The following is a 17,544-nucleotide window of genomic DNA, read 5'->3' as shown; positions in this document are numbered from 1 at the left end:
ACTGATCAGACTCCAGCGGGCGTACGGGTCTCGGCGTCGGACAGGTCGGCGGGCGAGGCCAGGTGGCCCAGGACGGCGGTGGCCGCCGCGACCTGCGGCGACACCAGGTGCGTACGACCGCCCTTGCCCTGCCGGCCCTCGAAGTTGCGGTTGGAGGTGGACGCGGAGCGCTCACCCGGGGCCAGCTGGTCGGGGTTCATGCCGAGGCACATCGAGCAGCCCGCGTGCCGCCATTCGGCGCCGGCCTCCTTGAAGACCACGTCCAGACCCTCGGAGACGGCCTGCAGACCCACGCGCGCGGAGCCCGGGACGACCAGCATCCGTACGCCGTCGGCGACTTTGCGGCCCCGCAGCAGGTCCGCGGCTGCGCGCAGGTCCTCGATGCGGCCGTTGGTGCAGGAACCTACGAAGACGGTGTCCACCTTGATGGAGCGCAGCGGCTGGCCGGCCTCCAACCCCATGTATTCCAGGGCCTTTTCGGCGGCGAGGCGCTCCGAAGCGTCTTCGTACGAAGCCGGGTCGGGGACGTTCGCCGAAAGCGGCGCGCCCTGGCCGGGGTTGGTGCCCCAGGTGACGAACGGGGACAGCTCGTCGGCGTTGATCACGACCTCGGCGTCGAACTCGGCGTCGTCGTCGGTGCGCAGCGTCTTCCAGTACTCGACGGCCGCGTCCCAGTCGGCGCCCTCGGGGGCGTGCGGGCGGCCCTTGAGGTACGCGAAGGTGGTCTCGTCGGGGGCGATCATGCCCGCGCGGGCACCGGCCTCGATCGACATGTTGCAGATGGTCATCCGGGCCTCCATCGAGAGCTTCTCGATGGCGGAGCCGCGGTACTCCAGGATGTAGCCCTGGCCGCCGCCCGTACCGATCTTCGCGATGATCGCCAGGATCAGGTCCTTGGCCGTGACGCCCTCGGGCAGCTCGCCCTCGACGGTGATCGCCATGGTCTTCGGGCGGGCCAGCGGCAGCGTCTGGGTGGCCAGCACATGCTCGACCTGGGAGGTGCCGATGCCGAACGCCAGGGCGCCGAACGCGCCGTGCGTGGAGGTGTGCGAGTCACCGCAGACCACGGTCGTACCGGGCTGGGTCAGACCCAGCTGCGGGCCGACGACGTGCACGACGCCCTGCTCGACGTCGCCCAGCGGGTGCAGCCGCACGCCGAACTCGGCGCAGTTCTTGCGCAGGGTCTCCAGCTGGGCCCGGGAGACCGGGTCGGCGATGGGCTTGTCGATGTCGAGGGTCGGGGTGTTGTGGTCCTCGGTGGCGATGGTGAGGTCGAGGCGACGCACCGTCCGGCCGCTCTTGCGCAGACCGTCGAAGGCCTGGGGGCTGGTCACCTCGTGCAGCAGGTGCAGATCGATGTAGAGGAGGTCGGGCTCGCCCTCGGCGCGCCGGACGACGTGGTCGTCCCAGACCTTCTCCGCGAGTGTCCTACCCATCGCTTTCCCTCCGGCCGGCAAAGGTGCACCGGCCCAACTAGAGATCTTGAGGAAGCGGCCGCCGCACCCTGATGTCGTGATTCCGGGCGTCCACCGCCAGGCCCGTTGGTCTGCGGGCCGCTGTGTGATTCCAGGGTGGCGCGTTCCACGGAAAATTGAACTTGCGTTTCACAGAGTGAGACGTGAGTATCGTTGCATGGACAACAGTAGCGGCGTCGGCGTTCTGGACAAGGCGGCCCTCGTCCTGAGCGCTCTGGAGTCCGGTCCGGCCACCCTCGCGGGTCTGGTCGGTGCCACCGGACTGGCACGACCCACGGCTCACCGCCTGGCCGTGGCTTTGGAACACCACCGCATGGTGGCACGCGACATGCAGGGCCGTTTCATTCTCGGCCCGCGCCTCGCGGAGCTCGCGGCGGCGGCGGGCGAGGACCGCCTGCTCGCGACGGCGGGCCCCGTGCTCACCCACCTCCGCGATGTCACCGGCGAGAGCGCACAGCTCTACCGGCGCCAGGGTGACATGCGCATCTGTGTGGCCGCGGCGGAGCGCCTGTCCGGCCTGCGGGACACCGTCCCGGTCGGCTCCACGCTCACGATGAAGGCCGGCTCCTCGGCGCAGATCCTGCTCGCCTGGGAGGAGCCCGAGCGCCTGCACCGCGGCCTGCAGGGCGCCCGCTTCACGGCGACGGCCCTGTCGGGCGTACGGCGGCGCGGCTGGGCCCAGTCCATCGGCGAGCGCGAGCCGGGCGTCGCATCCGTCTCCGCGCCCGTACGCGGCCCCTCCAACCGCGTCGTGGCCGCCGTCTCGGTCTCCGGCCCCATCGAGCGTCTGACCCGCCACCCGGGCCGTATGCACGCCCAGGCGGTCATCGACGCGGCGGCCCGTCTGTCGGAGGCCCTGCGCCGCTCGGGCTGAGCCCCCCGCCGTGCGGGAACGCGAGGAGGGCCTGCCTCAACGCCGCGGCAGGCCCTCCTCGTCCCCCGTCCCCCCTGTTCAGCCGGCCTTTTCCGCCACCGGGGCCTGTCGCGAGCGGTAGGAGAGCCGGTCCTTCGCATAGCGCCCGCGCTTCTCCAACGGGATCTGCCCGTGCGCCGCGGCGAGGCCGAACGCGGGCATGTCGCCGTAGATCGCCTCGTACGACCCCTCCGGCACGACATACGTCTCGTGCCAGATGCCGACCTGCCCGCGCAGCTTCCCGGTCCGCTCCTTGCGGTTGAGCTTCGCCCAGGCCTTGTGGTGGAAGGCGTCGGGAGCCGTCGCGTAGCCGTACAGCTTCTCCTTGGACTCCCAGTACTGGACGATGTAGTACGTGCGCGGCGAAGCCGTCAGCATGACGCGGCTGCGCAGGCCCCGTGCCGGGTCCTTCTCCAGTTCCCGCAGCATCCGGAACATCGCGAGCATCACCGGGAGCCACAGATGCACGGCCCAGAAGCGGTTGATGCGCATGCCGATCAGCAGGACGACGACCTCGCCCTTGGCATCGGCGGTCGTACGGGAAACCATGACTACTCCCCCTCGTTGGCGAGCGACGCTATCCAACTTCCGATGCTTGGATAGTGCCGTTATCCAAGAAGGAGCGCAAGACATGCGGCTCGCCGAATTGAGCAGACGCAGCGGTGTGTCCACCGCGACGATCAAGTACTACCTGCGTGAAGGCCTGTTGCCGCCGGGCCGCCAGGTCAACCCCACGACGGCGGAGTACGACGACGGGCACCTGCGCCGGCTGCGGCTGGTGCGCGCGATGATCCAGGTCGGCGGGATCCCGGTGGCCACGGTCCGGGAGGTGCTGGGCCACGTCGACGACTACGCCCTGGGCCGCACGATCCGGCTGGGCGCGGCCCTGTGGGCGCTGCCGCAGGTGCCGGAGCCGGACGAGGAGGACGCCTTCGTACAGGCGGCCCACCGGGAGGTGGACGAGCTGCTCGACCGCCTGGGCTGGTCCAACGCGAAGCTGCTGACGACGATCTCCCCCTCGTACCGCTCGCTGGTGGTGGCGGTGGCCGCGTTCCGCCGGCTCGGTTACGACTGGGGCTCCGAACTGCTCGCGTCCTACGGCAGGTTGATGCACGAGGTGGCCAAACTCGACCTGGACTTCGTGGAGACGCATCCGTCGGAGGCGGAGAAGGTGGAAACGGCGGTGCTCGGCGCGGTGCTGACCGAGCCGATGCTGCAGGCCCTGCGCCGGCTGGCCCAGGAGGAGGAGTCGGGGCGCCGCTACGGTTTCGAGTAGCGCCCGGGTACGGCGAAGGCCCCCCACCGAAGTGGGGGGCCTTCCCTGTGCGTACCCCCGACCGGATTCGAACCGGCGCTACCGCCTTGAGAGGGCGGCGTGCTAGGCCGCTACACAACGGGGGCGTGGACTCTGCGTTTCCGCAGGTCCGAGCTGGTCTACCTGGACTCGAACCAAGACTAACTGAACCAGAATCAGTCGTGCTGCCAATTACACCATAGACCAATGATGGTTTAGACCAGTCAGTACCCCCGACCGGATTCGAACCGGCGCTACCGCCTTGAGAGGGCGGCGTGCTAGGCCGCTACACAACGGGGGCCCTAGCGATCCCGACCGAGATCAGGATCAGTACCCCCGACCGGATTCGAACCGGCGCTACTGCCTTGAGAGGGCAGCGTGCTAGGCCGCTACACAACGGGGGCTTTGCAGATAAGCTCTGCGAGCTGGCCTACCTGGACTCGAACCAAGACTAACTGAACCAGAATCAGTCGTGCTGCCAATTACACCATAGGCCACTGGAACTCAAGCCCCTGCGGGGTTCTCGTTCTAGCTTGCTCCGTGGGGCTCCGGCCTTCCGGCCCGCTCCCCTCGGCGCAGGAAGAACATTACCCGAAGGTGGACGGGGCTCCAAAACGGGTATCCGCGCGGACGAGCGCCGGGAGTTCGGCGAGGGTCGAGATCCGGTGCGCGACGACGTCCCCGGCGGCCTGTGCGTACGCCGTCCCGCGGTCGATCCACACGGACAGCAGCCCCGCCTCGGCGGCACCCCGCCCGTCGATCTCCGGGTGATCGCCGACGTACGCCACCTCGTGCGGAGGCAGTCCCAGCACCTCGCAGGCGGCCAGGAAGGCGCCGGGCTCCGGCTTGGAGACGCCCAGCTCGGCGGCGCACAGCACGGCCTCGAAGCGGTCGAGGAGGCCGAGGGTGCGCAGCTTGTGCTCCTGGACCGTGATGCTGGAGTTGGACAGCACCGCGTGCCGGTGGCTGGCGGAGAGTGCCTCCAGGGCGGGCAGGACGTCCGGGAAGAGGCTCCAGGCGGCCTCGTAGTGCCCTATGTACCGCTGGAACCAGGCGTCGCACTCGGCATCGGTCAGTTCCGTGTCGAGGAACACACGCACGCGGTCGCGCCGCTGGTCCTGGAAGGAGCACTCCCCCGCCGCGTACCGCGCCCACTGCCGGTCGGTGATCTCCCGCCACCGCAGGAGGGCCTCCTCGGGCGTCGCGTACCCGACGAGCAGCCCCTCCACCGCCAGATGCGCCCGCATGCCCTCACGGTCTGCGGTCGTGTAGTCGAACAGCGTGTCGTCCACGTCCCAGACCACGGCTCTGATCGTCATGACACCGACGGTACCGCCGGACGGCTGGCACACTGAGGGCCATGAGCGAGTACCGCGTCCAATTCACCGTCGAGGCCCGTGCGACGTACGACGCCCTGCCCGCAGAGCGCCGAGCGCAGTTGGACAAGGCCGTGCGGATACTGGCCCGTGACCCGTTCCGGAAGACCTCGACCGCGCCGCTGGGCCCGGACGACAACCTGCGCAAGGCCTATGTCGCCCCCGGTGTGGTGCTGGAGTACATGGTGGCCGGAGCGATCATGGTCATCGTCGTGCTGGAGATCTTCGACGAGAGTGCCTACTTGATCGACGAAGCCGAAGCCCAGTGACCGACGCAACAGGGGCGGCACCCGGAACACTCCGGATGCCGCCCCTGACGCATGTGCCGGCTAGGCGGTCAGCTTCGCCAGCGCCGCGTCGATCCTCGCCAGCGTCTTCTCCTTGCCCAGGACCTCCAGGGACTCGAAGAGCGGCAGTCCGACGGTGCGGCCGGTGACGGCGACGCGGACCGGGGCCTGGGCCTTGCCGAGCTTGAGGCCGTGGGCCTCGCCGGCGGCCAGGACGGCCTCCTTGAGGGACTCGGGCGACGTCCAGTCGGCCGACTCCAGCTTCTCGCGGGCGGTGCGCAGGAGGGCGTCGCTGCCCTCCTTCATCGCCTTGGTCCACGAGGCCTCGTCGAAGACGGGCTCGGCGAGGAACAGGAAGTCGACGTTGTCGGTGATCTCGGAGAGGACCTTGAGGCGGGTCTGGGCGTGCGGGGCGATCGCCTGCCACTTGGCCTCGTCGAAGTCCTCCGGCGCCCACGGGGCGAACGGGGCCTTCAGCCACGGGCGGCAGCGCTCGGTGAACTCCTTCACATCCAGCATGCGGATGTGGTCGCCGTTGATCGCCTCGCACTTCTTCAGGTCGAAGCGCGCCGGGTTCGGGTTGACGTCGGAGATGTCGAAGGCCGCGACCATCTCGTCGATCGTGAAGATGTCCTGGTCCGCGGAGAGGGACCAGCCCAGCAGGGACAGGTAGTTGAGCAGGCCCTCGGGCAGGAAGCCCTGCTCGCGGTAGAGGTTCAGGCTCGCCTGCGGGTCGCGCTTGGAGAGCTTCTTGTTGCCCTCGCCCATGACGTAGGGGAGGTGGCCGAACTGCGGGGTCCGCTTCGCGATGCCCAGCTCGGTCAGGGCCTTGTAGAGCGCGATCTGGCGGGGGGTGGAGGAGAGCAGGTCCTCGCCGCGCAGGACGTGGGTGATCTCCATCAGCGCGTCGTCGACCGGGTTGACCAGCGTGTACAGCGGGGCGCCGTTCGCACGGACGATGCCGTAGTCCGGCACGTTCTCCGGCGTGAAGGTCAGCTCGCCGCGGACCAGGTCGGTGAAGGTGATCGTCTCGTCCGGCATCCGGAAGCGGACGATCGGGGTGCGGCCCTGGGCCTGGTACTCCTCGACCTGCTCGGCACTCAGGTCGCGGCAGTGGCCGTCGTAGCCGGAGGGCTTGCCGGCGGCGCGGGCGGCCTCGCGGCGGGTGTCCAGCTCCTCCTGGGAGCAGTAGCAGTGGTAGGCGTGGCCGGCGTCCAGGAGCTTCTGCGCGACGTCGGCGTAGATGTCCATGCGCTGCGACTGGCGGTACGGCGCGTGCGGGCCGCCGACCTCGGGGCCCTCGTCCCAGTCGAAGCCGAGCCAGCGCATCGCGTCGAGCAGCTGGTTGTACGACTCCTCGGAGTCGCGGGCCGCGTCGGTGTCCTCGATGCGGAAGACCAGGGTGCCCTGGTGGTGCCGGGCGAACGCCCAGTTGAACAGGGCGGTGCGGACCAGGCCCACGTGCGGGTTACCGGTGGGCGAGGGGCAGAAACGGACGCGTACGGGAGAGCCGGGTGCGCTAGCCACGCTTGACAACCTTGTTGGTGAGAGTGCCGATGCCTTCGATGGTGACGGCGACCTCGTCGCCGACGTTCAGGGGGCCGACCCCTGCCGGGGTGCCGGTGAGGATGACGTCGCCGGGGAGCAGGGTCATCGCCTCGGAGATGTTGACGACCAGGTCCTCGATGGGGTGGATCATCTCGCTGGTACGGCCCAGCTGGCGCTGCTGGCCGTTGACCGTGAGCTGGATGGTCAGGTCGTTCGCGCGCTCCAGGTCCAGGTCCGTCTCCACCCAGGGGCCGAGCGGGCAGGAGCTGTCGAAGCCCTTGGCGCGCGCCCACTGCTTCTCGCGGCGCTGGACGTCACGGGCGGTGACGTCGTTGGCGCAGGTGTAGCCGAAGATCACGTCCTTGACGCGTTCGCGCGGCACCTCGCGGCACATACGGCCAATGACGACGGCCAGCTCGGCCTCGTGGTGCAGTTCCTCGGAGAACGGCGGGTACTGGATGTCGTCACCGGGACCGATCACCGAGGTGGAGGGCTTGAAGAAGGCGAACGGGTCGTCCGGCACCTCGTTGCTCAGCTCGCGCGCGTGCTCGGCGTAGTTGCGGCCGAAGGCCACGACCTTGTTGGGGAGCACCGGCGGGAGCAGTCTGACCTTGTTCAGCGGCACCTTCGTACCGGACAGCTCGTGGTCCGCGAACGGGATGCCCTTGATGATGTCGAGGACGAGTTCGTCCTGCTTGTCGCCCTCGACCGCGCCGAAGGCGACGTTCCCGTCGATGGAGAACCTGGCGATGCGCACGGGATCCTTGCGCCCCTCACTGAGAACCGGCGTACTGACGCCTCAGGTTAACCGGTCGGACCACCGGAATTCCGAGTCCGCGGGGCCGGGCGCGCGGGGAAGCAGCCGGTCCCCGGCCGTACGGCGCGGGGACCGGGGGTGGGAGCGCGGGGTGTGGGAGGGGAAACGGCGGGCCAGGAGCCGGGCCGGCGGTGGCCGGCAGCGCGTCGCGCTACTCTCCGGCCGCGGCCGCCGCGCCGACGGGGACGTCCACCAGGACCGTGCGTCGCGGGTTGGCGGTCTGGGCGGGGAGGTCGACGGAGTGCTCCTGCAGCTCGGGCGTCTGCAGGTCGCCGGTGTCCTTCAGATGCGCCAGGGTGGTGCGTCGCGGGTTGGCGATCTTGTGGAGCATCATCGTCGTCTTCACGGTTGTACGAGTCCTAGTCCTGTGTCGGCGTACAGAAGCGTCGCTCTTGTAAAGCGTCAGGCTAAACATCCAATTCCCTGCCGCAGGCGCCAACCGCCCAGGACGTTCATGTGAGTTTGCTCACGACCTCGCGGACAAACCGGTCAAACCTCACCCGCAACGCGCCCCAGCGAAACGGACATTGGGCCCCTGAAGCCATCATTCCGCTCCTGATCATGGCGACTGGGACACCGAGCGATGAGCGACAACTCGCAGAGAAACGCCCGTTTCGTCCCGGATCAGCCTCCACGACTGGTAACTCGGCACTCACAGCCCGTCACGGAGGTCACAGCTCGGGACACGCACCTTGTTGGAGATCCGGCACTGTGCTGGAATTCCACGGACCGCCGCGGGGATCGAGCCGGCGCACATGGGGCGCAACGCAGCGCCAAGCGGCGGCGAGATCAGGGGGGAGCCAGCGCCGGTCACTCAAGACCACCCGGAGGGCGTTTTCAGGGCGCTCTCCAGAACGCCGACACCGTGTCCCTCCGTTCACGCGGAGGGGTGCCTGGTCCAGAGGTTGCGACGCTAGTGCAGGGACGTTTCAAGAGGGATGGCAGCGCTTCGGCGGAGCCGGAGTCGCACGACGGGACTGGCCCCATGAAGGGCAGCTCCTCGCCCCAGCACGCCCAGAACCCGGGCCAGGCCCCGTCCGGGGACAGCGGCGAGCGCAGCGGACGCCCCGGCGTGTCGGCCTCGTCGGCCGCCACGGGCGGCGGCTCCGGTGCGGCCCCCGCGCCGGCCGTGAAGCCCCCGAAGGGCCCCACCGGCCCCGGCTCACGCATGGCCCTGCGCAACTGGCGCATCTCCACGCGTCTGGTGTCGCTGCTGGCGCTGCCCGTCATCGCGGCGACCTCGCTGGGCGCACTGCGCATCAGCGACAACATGGACGACATCCAGCAGCTCGACAACATGAAGCTGCTGACGGACATGACCAAGCAGGCCACCGAGCTGGCCATGGCCCTCCAGGACGAGCGCGACCAGTCCGCCGGTCCCCTGGCGCACGGCCTGTCGCAGAGCGACTACACGGTCAAGGGCTTCGAAGAGAAGACCGACCTGGCCCGCGAGAACTTCCTCAACTCCTCCGAGCAGATCGACGCGGCCAGCAAGGACGGCAACCTCCAGGGCGTCCGCGACGCGCTCGTCGGCCTCGCCAACCAGCTCGACGACCTCGCCAAGATCCGCAAGACCGCCTACAAGTCGCAGGGCAACTCGACCCAGACGGTGGAGTCGTACCACCGGCTGATCACCCAGCTGATCAGCCTGTCCCAGGACATGGCCGAGGCCTCCAGCAACCCGGAGATGATCTCGCGCACGCGCGCCCTGGCGGCCTTCTCCACCGCCAAGGAGTACGCCTCCGTACAGCGCGCCACGATCGCCGCCGCGCTGCCCGCGACCACGGACAGGAAGGGCGACCTCTCCGAGAACGACCGCCTGTACGGCCAGTCGGCGTACGCGAGCGAGAACTCGGAAATCGCGATCTTCCGCAAGATCTACGCCAACAACAACGCCGAGGAACTCCTCAAGCCGATCGACGAGGGCAACCCGACGATCGAGTCCGCGGACACCTATGCCAAGCGTGTCTTCGACTCCCCCAACGGCATCCAGAGCATGAACAACCGGTCCTACAAGGACTGGGTGGACGACAGCTCGACCAAGATCGACCAGATGAAGAAGATCGAGCACACGCTGCTCGAGCAGATGGAGCAGAAGGCCCGCGAGCTGAAGAGCGCCACCCAGCAGGACGCCATCATCTCCGGTGCGCTGATCCTGATCGTGCTCGGCGTGTCGCTGGTCGGCGCGTTCGTCGTGGCCCGCTCGATGATCCGCTCGCTGCGCCGGCTGCAGGAGACCGCGACCAAGGTCGCCCAGGAACGCCTGCCCGAGCTGGTCAAGCAGCTGTCGGAGTCCGACCCGCAGGACGTCGACACCTCGGTGGAGTCGGTCGGTGTGCACTCCCGGGACGAGATCGGCCAGGTGGCCGCGGCCTTCGACGACGTGCACCGCGAGGCGGTCCGCCTCGCCGCCGAGCAGGCCCTTCTGCGGGGCAACGTCAACGCGATGTTCACCAACCTCTCGCGCCGCTCGCAGGGTCTCATCCAGCGCCAGCTGTCGCTGATCTCCGAACTGGAGTCCCGCGAGGCCGACCCGGACCAGCTGTCCTCGCTGTTCAAGCTGGACCACCTCGCCACGCGTATGCGCCGTAACGGTGAGAACCTCCTCGTTCTCGCGGGTGAAGAGCCCGGCCGCCGGTGGACCCGTCCGGTCCCGCTGGTCGACGTGCTCCGCGCCGCCGCGTCCGAGGTGGAGCAGTACGAGCGCATCGAGCTGGCCGCCGTCCCGACCACCGAGGTCGCCGGCCGGGTCGTCAACGACCTCGTGCACCTGCTCGCCGAGCTGCTGGAGAACGCGACCTCGTTCTCCTCGCCGCAGACCAAGGTCAAGGTCACCGGTCACGCGCTGCCCGACGGCCGCGTCCTGATCGAGATCCACGACACCGGTATCGGCCTCTCCCCCGAGGACCTCGCGGCGATCAACGAGCGGCTCGCCTCGCCGCCCACCGTGGACGTCTCGGTCTCCCGCCGCATGGGTCTGTTCGTGGTCGGCCGGCTGTCGCAGCGGCACGGCATCCGCATCCAGCTGCGCCCGTCCGACTCCGGTGGCACGACCGCGCTGGTCATGCTGCCCGTGGACGTCGCCCAGGGCGGCAAGAAGCCCGCTCCGGGCAAGCCGGGCGCGCCCGTCGGCTCCGGTGGTCCGGCCGCCGCGCAGGCGGCCGCCGGTGCGGCCGCGGCGCGCCGCGCGAACGCCAACAACGGCCAGGGCGGTGCCCTGGGTGGCGGCCCGGCCGGTGGCGGTCTGCTCGGTGGCGGTCCCGGCCAGCGCGGCCAGGTCGGCGCCGGCCAGGGTCCCCGGCCCGCGCTGCCCGGCACGGGCCAGGGCGGCCGTCCCGGTGCGCCGGGCGGTGCGCGTGGTCCCCAGGGCGGTCCCGGTGGTCCCAGTGGTCTCGGTGGTCTGCAGCAGGGCCGGCCGGCGCCCGCGGGGGCCGGTGCGGGCGGCTTCGGTGCTCAGGCGCCCGGCGCCCCGCAGGGTCTGCAGGCCGCGAACCCGGGCGGCCAGCAGCAGGACGCCTTCGGCGGCCGTGGCCCGCAGCGGCCCGGTGCCGCCTCCGACCAGGGCCGCCAGCCCCAGCTGCCGCCGCGCGGCGGCCCGCGGGCCGAGCTGCCCGGCGGTGACCAGCAGCGCACCCCGGACTGGAGCGACACCCGGGCTCCGCTCTCGCGGGCCTCGCTGGACGCGCCGCGCGGCCACGACGAGCAGGACCCGGCGCACGCCGCGCGCAGGCCGCGCGTCGACGACCGGCAGGGCCCGGGTTCGACCGCGGAGATGCCCCGGATCGACGCGCAGGGCCCGTCCGCCACGGGCGAGTTCGCGCGTCCGGAGCTGCCCGGCCTGGGCGGCCCCCAGCACACGGGTCAGTACGCCCGCCCGGAGAACCCGCAGCAGACCGGCCAGTTCGCGCGCCCCGACAACCCGCAGCAGACCGGCCAGTTCGACGGTGCCGGTGGCAGCCAGGGCGCCGATCCGTACGTCCGCTCCGACGTCTTCGGCACGCCGGCGCCGCGGCGGGACGACACCGCGCAGAACGCCGGTCAGAACACGGGCCAGAACACCGGCCAGTTCGCGGCCCCGCAGGGCTTCGACGGCGGCTACGACGGCAGTTCCACCGGCAGGCACGCCCTGCCCGGCCGCCAGAACCCGGCCCACACGGGTCAGTTCGAGCGCCCGCAGCCGGCCGGCCGGGACGACTTGGGCGCCCCGCGTCAGCAGGCCCCCCAGCAGCGTCCGGTGCACCGTGAGCCGGAGGCTCTGCCGCCGGCCACCGGCCCGGGTGACGGCCGTACCCCGCTGTACGACACGCTGGAGACCAACTGGTTCCACGGCGGTCCGCAGGCGGAGGGCGCCCCCGCGCCGCAGCAGCAGCCGCAGGCACCCGCCCCGGCCCCGCAGCGCCCCGCGAACGGCAACGGCTCCACCACCGGTTCCTGGCGCACCTCGCCGAACGACGAACTCGTCCGGCAGGCCGAGCGCGTCCGGCAGCCCGCCGCGGGCGGAGTCACCACCTCCGGCCTGCCGCGCCGGGTGCCCCGGGCCAACCTCGTCCCGGGCACCGCCCAGCAGCAACAGCACCAAGCCGGTCCGCAGGTCTCGCGTGCGCCTGACGACGTACGCGGACGGCTGACCAATCTCCGTCGGGGCATCGCTCAGGGCCGTCAGGCCGGCAGCGGCCAGACCGGCAGCTACCCGAGCCCCACTCACCAGCAGGAGCGTTAGTTGAGTCCGATGAGCCAGGCGGCACAGAACCTGAACTGGTTGATCACCAACTTCGTGGACAACACCCCCGGGGTGTCGCACACGGTGGTGGTCTCCGCCGACGGCCTTCTGCTGGCGATGTCCGAAGGCTTCCCGCGGGACCGCGCCGACCAGCTGGCGGCCGTCGCGTCCGGGCTGACCTCGCTGACGGCCGGGGCGTCCCGGATCTTCGAGGGCGGCACCGTGGCACAGACGGTCGTCGAGATGGAGCGCGGGTTCCTTTTCCTGATGTCCATCTCGGACGGGTCGTCCCTCGCGGTACTGGCCCACCCCGAGTGCGACATCGGTCTCGTCGGCTACGAGATGGCACTGCTCGTCGACCGCGCAGGGGCGGTACTCACCCCGGACCTGCGCGCCGAACTCCAGGGCAGTCTGCTTCACTGACCGCCCCCGGCACCACCCACCTCACGAAAACACCGTCCGGCCGCCACAATCCCCCCACCGGCCCCGTCAGACGGCTTGACTGACCGACTTGCTGTCCCGCCCGGAGGATTCATGACCCCGCCCACCGCCCATCACGATCCGTATGCGGAGCCGTACGGGGACGAGGGCGACCAGCCGCTGGTCCGTCCGTACGCGATGACCGGCGGCCGGACCAGGCCGCGCTATCAGCTCGCGATAGAGGCACTCATCAGTACGACGGCGGACCCGGCTGCGCTCATGGGGCTGCTCCCCGAGCACCAGCGGATCTGCCATCTGTGCCGTGAGGTCAAGTCGGTCGCGGAGGTCTCCGCCCTGCTGGCCATGCCGCTCGGGGTGGCCCGGATCCTGGTGGCCGACCTCGCCGAGGCCGGCCTGGTCGCCATCCACCAGCCGGGTGGCGACGAGAACAACGGCGGCGCACCGGATGTGACGCTGCTCGAAAGGGTGCTCAGTGGACTTCGCAAGCTCTGACGCGGGCCGGGCCACCACCTCGGCGAAGATCGTGGTGGCGGGCGGCTTCGGCGTGGGCAAGACCACGTTCGTCGGCGCCGTCTCGGAGATCAACCCGCTGCGCACAGAGGCCGTCATGACGTCCGCTTCGGCCGGCATCGACGACCTCACCCACACCGGGGACAAGACGACGACCACCGTCGCCATGGACTTCGGCCGTATCACCCTGGACCAGGACCTGATCCTGTACCTGTTCGGTACGCCGGGCCAGGACCGCTTCTGGTTCATGTGGGACGACCTGGTGCGCGGTGCGATCGGCGCGGTGGTGCTCGTGGACACCCGGCGCCTGGCCGACTGCTTCCCCGCGGTCGACTACTTCGAGAACTCCGGCCTGCCGTTCGTCGTCGCGCTCAACGGCTTCGACGGCCAGCAGCCCTACGCCCCCGAAGAAGTACGGGAAGCGCTGCAGATAGGACCGGACACCCCGATCATCACGACCGACGCCCGGCACCGCGCCGACGCCAAGAGTGCGCTGATCACCCTGGTCGAGCACGCCCTGATGGCACGTCTCAAGTAGCGCCCGCGCACGTACTCAAGTACGACGGCGTATACGGCAGTTACGGTAAACGCTACGGAGCCGACTGTGGCCTATGACACGGTCGGCTCCGACGTTCATAACAGTTCGGCAGAGGAATCACCCAGCTTCACCACGCGACGCGTTCGCGTAGTGCCGCTGTGCGCACAAACGCCCCGCCTTTTGGCGGGGCTCGCTCTTTATGACCGTTTTATCTGGGGCTTACAAGAGCGTTGCTCCGAGGTTTCCGCTGTTTGGAAGAGCGCTGGTCCACGTGCTGGAATGCCTGAACTGCCCAATAGTCAAAGACGTACCCACCAAGGGGTCGATGACGAACCGGGCTCTGAGAGACTGCGGCACGACGTAGGTGCCGACCGCCGAGAGGTTGTTGGTCGAGTGAGGCGAAGCAAGAACGGTCCCGAGCCGTCGGCGCGGGGCAACTTCACCCCGCCGCCGCGCGCTGCGGCGCCCACCCCTGTGCCCGGCGCGGAACCGACGGCGGCCCCCGCGCCGAGCGGCGGCCGTTTCTCGCCGCGCAACTGGCGTGTGCCGACCAGGCTGAACGCGATCCTGCTGATACCCGTGGCGGTCGGCCTCGTCATGGGTGGCTTCCAGGTGAAGAGCTCGATCGACACCTGGCAGCAGGCACGCGACGCCGAGAACACCGCCCGCCTGGTGCGTGCCGCCCTCAGCTACGCCGACGCCCTCGAAAACGAGCGTGACGTCACCGCGGCGCCCTTGCTGCTGAAGAAGACCGACAGCAAGAGCAAGGCGACCATCGATGCCGCCCGCAAGGCCACGGACGACGCCGCCGACGCCTTCGACCAGGCCGCGCAGAACATGCCGCAGAAGTCGGGCCTGGTGCGCCGGCTGAAGCTGTTCCGCGAGGCCGAACCCAAGCTCGCGCAGCTGCGGCAGGTCGCGTACACCTCCAAGGTGACCGGCGTACAGACCGAAGAGGGCTACGTCGACGTCTCCCACCCGCTGATGGAGTTCGCCAACGAGCTCGGTCTGGGCACCGGCAACATCACCTCCTACGGCCGTACCGTCTACGCCATCTCGCTGACCAAGGCGGCGCTGTCGCTGGAGCGGTCGATCGGCACGCATCTGCTGGTCAAGCCCGGTCCGGACGCACCCAACCTGGCGACCCAGCGGGTGTCCCTCTCCTCGTACGCCTACCTCGAGCGCATCGCCGTGGAGGAGTACAAGGGCGGTGGCACCGAGGCCGACGCGCAGAAGCTGAAGGACAAGCAGACACAGATCGAGTCGCAGGGCGCCGCGATGGCCGCGGCGGCCAAGCAGCAGAACCCGAACTACGTCCCGCCGCCCTCCGACCCGACCAAGATGGTGGCGCTGCTGGCCACCATGAAGGACACCAGCGTCCTGACCCGTCAGACCCTCGCGGCCGGCGGCATCACCGCCGACAACTGGTTCGCGGTCAACTCGCTGAAGTACAAGGCTTACCGGCAGATCGAGTCGGACATGGCCGACAGGGCCGTGAACGAGGCCTCCGACATCGCCGATGACGCCAAGACCTCGGCGTTCATCACCGGTGGCGTCGTCGTGGTCGCCCTGCTGCTCGCCTTCATCCTGGCCGGTGCCGTGGCCCGCCAGATGAGCCGCTCGATGCGCCAGCTGCGCAACGCCGCCTTCGGCATCGCCGAGCAGCGCCTGCCGATGCTGGTCGACCAGCTCTCGCGCACCGACCCCGGCCGGGTCGACACCCGGGTCGCCCCGATTCCGATCACCACCAAGGACGAGATCGGCGAGGTCGCCCGCGCCTTCGACCAGGTCCACCGCGAGGCGGTCCGGCTCGCCTCCGAGCAGGCGCTGCTGCGGGGCAACATCAACGCGATCTTCACCAACCTCTCGCGCCGCAACCAGTCGCTGATCGAGGGCCAGCTGACCCTGATCACCGACCTGGAGAACAACGAGGCCGACCCCGACCAGCTGGAGAACCTCTTCAAGCTGGACCACCTGGCCACCCGTATGCGCCGCAACGGCGAGAACCTCCTGGTCCTCGCGGGCGAGGAGCCCGGCCGCCGCTGGGACCAGCCGGTCCCGCTGGTCGACGTGCTGCGCGCCGCCTCCTCCGAGGTGGAGCAGTACGAGCGCATCGAGCTCTCCGGCGTCCCGGAGGCCGAGATCCACGGCCGCGCGGTCACCGACCTCGTGCACCTGCTGGCCGAGCTGCTGGAGAACGCCACCACGTTCTCCTCGCCGCAGACCAAGGTCCGCGTCACCGCGACCCGGCTGCCCGACGGCCGCATCATGATCGAGATCCACGACAAGGGCATCGGCCTGACCGCCGAGGACTTCGCGGACATCAACCACAAGCTGGCCAACCCGCCGACCGTGGACGCCGCGATCTCCCAGCGCATGGGCCTGTTCGTGGTCGGCCGGCTGTCCGACCGGCACGGCATCCGCGTCCAGCTGCGGCCCTCGGGCGAGCAGGCCGGTACGACCTCCCTGGTCATGCTGCCGGACGCGATCACGCACGGCGGTGGCGGCGAGACGCCGCTGGACCGCGAGGAGTTCACGGTCTCGCAGATCATCCCGGAGCAGCAGTTCCAGGGCGAGAACTTCAACCAGATGCAGCCGATGCGCACCGCCGCCGAGCTGGGCTTCGACGACAGCCGGTACACGGAGGTCCCCGACGACATCCGCGAGCTGGACCCTGTCGGCCGCTCCCTGATGCGCGAGGAGCGCCGGGCGGCCCTGGAGGCCCAGACGCACGGCCAGCAGACCGCCGAGCCGCAGCCGGAGACGGGCGGGACTCCCGGGTACGAGGACCCGCTCTTCGACGGGCGCCAGGCCTATCAGGAGCAGCAGCCGTCGTACCAGGAGCAGGCCTACCAGGAGCAGCCGCAGCAGACGTACGAGGAGCAGACGTACGCCGAGCCGCAGCAGGCCTCCTTCGACGAGCAGTCGTACGACAAGTCGTACGAGGAGCAGTACTACGCGCCGAACGGCGGCTATCCGGACCCCGCGTATGCGGAGCCGGCGCAGGCCCCGTCCTACCAGGACGACTGGCCTCAGCAGCCGCAGCAACCGCAGCAGCCGCAGAACGGCTACCGGAACGGGTATCCGGACCAGTACGCTCCGGAAACGGAATCCTCGCAGGCCGCTGACGCAAGTGAGCGGAACCGCGTAGGCTTCGACCGTCCGGGACCGGGCTCTCCCGCCGCCCACGAGCTGACCGACGCCGGGCTGCCCCGCCGCGGATCCGTCGCGAGCGGTTCCAACGGCTCGGGTACCGCGGGTGGCACGGCGCGCGCGCAGCAGGAAGCCACGGCGCCGGACAACACTCCGGGGGCGGGCGACGACAGCTGGCGTTCGGCCAACGACGAGCGCTGGCAGCAGGCGGCGCAGCTCCGGAAGCCCAAGGCAGGCGGGGTCACCGCCTCGGGCCTGCCGCGGCGGGTACCCAAGGCCAACCTGGTCCAGGGTTCCGCCGAAACCACCCCCCAGGGGGGCCCACAGGTCTCCCGCGCCCCGGAGGACGTCCGGGGCAGGCTGAGCAACCTGCGTCGGGGCGTCCAGCGCGGACGCAGCGCAGGCAGTGAAACGAACGGCCAGGGCTTCGGTCCTGACAGCACCTACAACCAGGAGCGTTAGTGTGAGCCCG

At 70.0% G+C, this 17,544-nt stretch carries 14 protein-coding genes and 5 tRNA genes; 8 read left to right on the top strand and 11 right to left on the bottom strand.

The window, feature by feature from the left end:
* Positions 1–5 precede the first annotated feature (5 nt).
* A complete protein-coding gene (gene leuC, locus ACIGXP_RS22215) occupies positions 6–1,436 on the bottom strand; it encodes a 3-isopropylmalate dehydratase large subunit (RefSeq protein ID WP_363215751.1) in 1,431 nt (476 codons plus the stop codon).
* 196 nt (positions 1,437–1,632) lie between these two features.
* On the opposite strand from leuC, the gene ndgR reads away from it, so the two are divergent.
* The gene (gene ndgR / locus ACIGXP_RS22210; RefSeq protein WP_023546516.1) at positions 1,633–2,349 is read left to right on the top strand and encodes an IclR family transcriptional regulator NdgR; all 717 of its coding nucleotides are present in this window, start codon (positions 1,633–1,635) and stop codon (positions 2,347–2,349) included.
* 78 nt (positions 2,350–2,427) lie between these two features.
* On the opposite strand, the gene ACIGXP_RS22205 is transcribed toward ndgR, so the two are convergent.
* The gene (locus ACIGXP_RS22205) at positions 2,428–2,937 is read right to left on the bottom strand and encodes a DUF4188 domain-containing protein (protein ID WP_363215750.1); all 510 of its coding nucleotides are present in this window, start codon (positions 2,935–2,937) and stop codon (positions 2,428–2,430) included.
* A gap of 82 nt (positions 2,938–3,019) precedes the next feature.
* On the opposite strand from ACIGXP_RS22205, the gene ACIGXP_RS22200 reads away from it, so the two are divergent.
* The gene (locus ACIGXP_RS22200) at positions 3,020–3,664 is read left to right on the top strand and encodes a MerR family transcriptional regulator (protein ID WP_399770720.1); all 645 of its coding nucleotides are present in this window, start codon (positions 3,020–3,022) and stop codon (positions 3,662–3,664) included.
* 52 nt (positions 3,665–3,716) lie between these two features.
* On the opposite strand, the gene ACIGXP_RS22195 is transcribed toward ACIGXP_RS22200, so the two are convergent.
* The 6 genes from ACIGXP_RS22195 to ACIGXP_RS22170 all read right to left on the bottom strand — a co-directional run bounded on the left by ACIGXP_RS22195 (position 3,717) and on the right by ACIGXP_RS22170 (position 5,001).
* Positions 3,717–3,789: transfer RNA gene (locus ACIGXP_RS22195), tRNA-Glu, on the bottom strand.
* Positions 3,790–3,817: 28 nt separating this feature from the next.
* Positions 3,818–3,889, bottom strand: a tRNA-Gln gene (locus tag ACIGXP_RS22190).
* A 21-nt stretch (positions 3,890–3,910) separates the two neighbouring features.
* A tRNA-Glu gene (locus ACIGXP_RS22185) sits at positions 3,911–3,983 on the bottom strand.
* 30 nt (positions 3,984–4,013) lie between these two features.
* Positions 4,014–4,086, bottom strand: a tRNA-Glu gene (locus ACIGXP_RS22180).
* Positions 4,087–4,107: 21 nt separating this feature from the next.
* A tRNA-Gln gene (locus ACIGXP_RS22175) sits at positions 4,108–4,179 on the bottom strand.
* Positions 4,180–4,269: 90 nt separating this feature from the next.
* A complete protein-coding gene (locus ACIGXP_RS22170) occupies positions 4,270–5,001 on the bottom strand; it encodes an HAD family hydrolase (RefSeq protein WP_399770717.1) in 732 nt (243 codons plus the stop codon).
* Positions 5,002–5,042: 41 nt separating this feature from the next.
* Between ACIGXP_RS22170 and ACIGXP_RS22165 the strand changes: the two genes are divergently transcribed.
* A complete protein-coding gene (locus ACIGXP_RS22165) occupies positions 5,043–5,327 on the top strand; it encodes a hypothetical protein (protein ID WP_363215747.1) in 285 nt (94 codons plus the stop codon).
* 60 nt (positions 5,328–5,387) lie between these two features.
* On the opposite strand, the gene gltX is transcribed toward ACIGXP_RS22165, so the two are convergent.
* From gltX to ACIGXP_RS22150, 3 genes are all read right to left on the bottom strand, one after another.
* A complete protein-coding gene (gene gltX, locus ACIGXP_RS22160; RefSeq protein WP_399770714.1) occupies positions 5,388–6,872 on the bottom strand; it encodes a glutamate--tRNA ligase in 1,485 nt (494 codons plus the stop codon).
* Positions 6,865–7,650 (bottom strand): fumarylacetoacetate hydrolase family protein, encoded by a 786-nt coding sequence (locus ACIGXP_RS22155; RefSeq protein ID WP_363215745.1) that lies wholly within the window; start codon positions 7,648–7,650, stop codon positions 6,865–6,867. Before ACIGXP_RS22155 ends, gltX begins: the two co-directional genes overlap by 8 nt.
* A gap of 211 nt (positions 7,651–7,861) precedes the next feature.
* Positions 7,862–8,056 (bottom strand): hypothetical protein, encoded by a 195-nt coding sequence (locus ACIGXP_RS22150; protein ID WP_363215744.1) that lies wholly within the window; start codon positions 8,054–8,056, stop codon positions 7,862–7,864.
* A gap of 570 nt (positions 8,057–8,626) precedes the next feature.
* Here ACIGXP_RS22150 and ACIGXP_RS22145 point away from each other — a divergent pair.
* The 5 genes from ACIGXP_RS22145 (at position 8,627) to ACIGXP_RS22125 (ending at position 17,534) form a co-directional block, all read left to right on the top strand.
* On the top strand, positions 8,627–12,430 hold the full coding sequence (locus tag ACIGXP_RS22145) for a nitrate- and nitrite sensing domain-containing protein (protein ID WP_399770711.1): 3,804 nt from the start codon (positions 8,627–8,629) through the stop codon (positions 12,428–12,430).
* 9 nt (positions 12,431–12,439) lie between these two features.
* Positions 12,440–12,853, top strand: coding sequence for a roadblock/LC7 domain-containing protein (locus ACIGXP_RS22140; RefSeq protein WP_037654657.1), 414 nt, complete (start codon positions 12,440–12,442; stop codon positions 12,851–12,853).
* 111 nt (positions 12,854–12,964) lie between these two features.
* Entirely contained in the window at positions 12,965–13,363 is a 399-nt protein-coding gene (locus ACIGXP_RS22135) for a DUF742 domain-containing protein (RefSeq protein ID WP_009190816.1), read from the top strand.
* The gene (locus ACIGXP_RS22130; RefSeq protein ID WP_184970470.1) at positions 13,344–13,919 is read left to right on the top strand and encodes an ATP/GTP-binding protein; all 576 of its coding nucleotides are present in this window, start codon (positions 13,344–13,346) and stop codon (positions 13,917–13,919) included. Before ACIGXP_RS22135 ends, ACIGXP_RS22130 begins: the two co-directional genes overlap by 20 nt.
* A gap of 393 nt (positions 13,920–14,312) precedes the next feature.
* A complete protein-coding gene (locus tag ACIGXP_RS22125) occupies positions 14,313–17,534 on the top strand; it encodes a nitrate- and nitrite sensing domain-containing protein (protein WP_399770708.1) in 3,222 nt (1,073 codons plus the stop codon).
* Positions 17,535–17,544 lie beyond the last annotated feature (10 nt).

Source organism: Streptomyces sp. NPDC053069 (genome assembly GCF_044546895.1).
Lineage (GTDB): Bacteria > Actinomycetota > Actinomycetes > Streptomycetales > Streptomycetaceae > Streptomyces.
Note: the sequence above shows the minus strand (reverse complement) of the source record. Positions and strands in the feature narration are given on the sequence as shown.

Bases quoted from the DNA above. Each gene is read 5' to 3' on its own strand.
- ACIGXP_RS22165 (WP_363215747.1), top strand. From the start codon at position 5,043: ATGAGCGAGTACCGCGTCCAATTCACCGTCGAGGCCCGTGCGACGTAC.
- ACIGXP_RS22170 (WP_399770717.1), bottom strand. From the start codon at position 5,001: ATGACGATCAGAGCCGTGGTCTGGGACGTGGACGACACGCTGTTCGAC.
- ACIGXP_RS22140 (WP_037654657.1), top strand. From the start codon at position 12,440: ATGAGCCAGGCGGCACAGAACCTGAACTGGTTGATCACCAACTTCGTG.
- ACIGXP_RS22135 (WP_009190816.1), top strand. From the start codon at position 12,965: ATGACCCCGCCCACCGCCCATCACGATCCGTATGCGGAGCCGTACGGG.
- ndgR (WP_023546516.1), top strand. From the start codon at position 1,633: ATGGACAACAGTAGCGGCGTCGGCGTTCTGGACAAGGCGGCCCTCGTC.
- ACIGXP_RS22205 (WP_363215750.1), bottom strand. From the start codon at position 2,937: ATGGTTTCCCGTACGACCGCCGATGCCAAGGGCGAGGTCGTCGTCCTG.
- ACIGXP_RS22200 (WP_399770720.1), top strand. From the start codon at position 3,020: ATGCGGCTCGCCGAATTGAGCAGACGCAGCGGTGTGTCCACCGCGACG.
- leuC (WP_363215751.1), bottom strand. From the start codon at position 1,436: ATGGGTAGGACACTCGCGGAGAAGGTCTGGGACGACCACGTCGTCCGG.